This is a genomic window from Streptomyces sp. NPDC029292 (assembly GCF_055569295.1).
The window spans coordinates 1-1,296 of sequence record NZ_JBVHXR010000058.1 but is presented as its reverse complement, the minus strand read 5'-3'; the positions used below and the strand labels follow the sequence as shown (position 1 = coordinate 1,296).

Sequence of the window (1,296 nt, the reverse complement as noted above, 5' to 3'; positions counted from 1 at the left end):
TGAACCTTCCCCTTGATCGTGGACACCTGGAGACTGGGACATGAGGTTCCAGAGGAAGTAGTGCCAGGTGGGAAGCAAGAGCAACCGCAGCAGGCGGTACACGGAGGAGTTCAAACGGGACGCGGTCGCGCTCGTGCGCTCCTCCGGGAAGACCGTCACCGAGGTGGCCCGTCAGATCGGGGTCAGTGCCGAGGGACTGCGGAACTGGGTCAAGCAGGACACGATCGACCGTGGGCAGGGGGCGCCGGGAGAGCTGACGACGGCCGAGCGCGAAGAGCTGCGTCGGCTGCGGAAGCTGGCCGCCGAGCAGGCGGAGACGATCGAGGTGCTGCGAAAAGCGGCGGTCTTCTTCGCGAAGGAGAGCGATCGATGAGCGAGGTGTACGCGTTCATCGAGGCGGAGAAGACCACCCACAACGTTGCTCTGTTGTGCCGGCTGCTGAAGGTTGCCCGCTCCTCCTTCTACGCGTGGCTGGACGGCGAGAAGGCGCGCTCGGCGAGGAAGGCCGCCGATGACGCCCTGGCCCACGAGATCACCGTGCTGCACGTCGCCTCCCGCGGCGCCTACGGGGTGCCGCGCATCCACGCCGGGCTGCGCCGCCTCGGACATCGCGTGAACCGCAAACGGATCGAGCGTGTCATGCGCGAACGCGGCATCAGCGGGGTCACCCGGCGCCGACGCAAAGGCCTGACCCGCCCGGCCAAAAGGGCGGTGCCCGCCCCGGACCTGATCGGCCGCGACTTCACCGCGGGTGAGCCGGGGATCAAGCTGGTCGGCGACATCACCTACATACCCACCGATGAGGGCTGGTTGTATCTGGCGACCTGGCTGGACCTCGCAACCCGCGAGATCGTCGGCTACTCGATGGCCGACCACCACCGCGCCGGCCTGGTCGTGGACGCGCTGAAGATGGCCGCCGGACGCGGGCAGCTGAAGCCCGGATGCATTACGCACTCGGACCGCGGCAGCGAATACACCTCCGACGAACTCCGGTGTGAAATACGCCGGTTGGGACTTCGGCAGAGCATGGGCCGCACAGGCTCATGCTTCGACAACGCCGCCGCCGAGTCGTTCTTCGCACTGCTGAAGGAGGAGATCGGAACCCGCCGCTGGCCCGACCGCACCAGCGCCCGCGCGGACATCTTCGCCTTCGTCGAGACCTTCTACAACCGACAGCGCCTACGCCGCCATCCACGCTGGGGCTACCTCACCCCGCTGGAGACCCGGCAGCGTCTGGAACAAGAACACGCCCTCGTGGCGTAAGCATCGAGTGTCCAAGATCACGGGGAAGCTTCA

Annotated in this window: 2 protein-coding genes; both read left to right on the top strand. The window is 67.0% G+C overall.

What is annotated here, in order from left to right; all coding sequences use genetic code 11:
- The first annotated feature begins 67 nt into the window (after positions 1 to 67).
- On the top strand, positions 68 to 373 hold the full coding sequence (locus tag ACZ4WS_RS47775; RefSeq protein ID WP_467990510.1) for a transposase: 306 nt from the start codon (positions 68 to 70) through the stop codon (positions 371 to 373).
- Complete coding sequence (locus ACZ4WS_RS47770; RefSeq protein ID WP_467990508.1) at positions 370 to 1,263, top strand: IS3 family transposase; 894 nt, start codon at positions 370 to 372, stop codon at positions 1,261 to 1,263. The genes ACZ4WS_RS47775 and ACZ4WS_RS47770 overlap by 4 nt, the downstream gene beginning before the upstream one ends.
- The last annotated feature ends 33 nt before the right edge of the window (positions 1,264 to 1,296 follow it).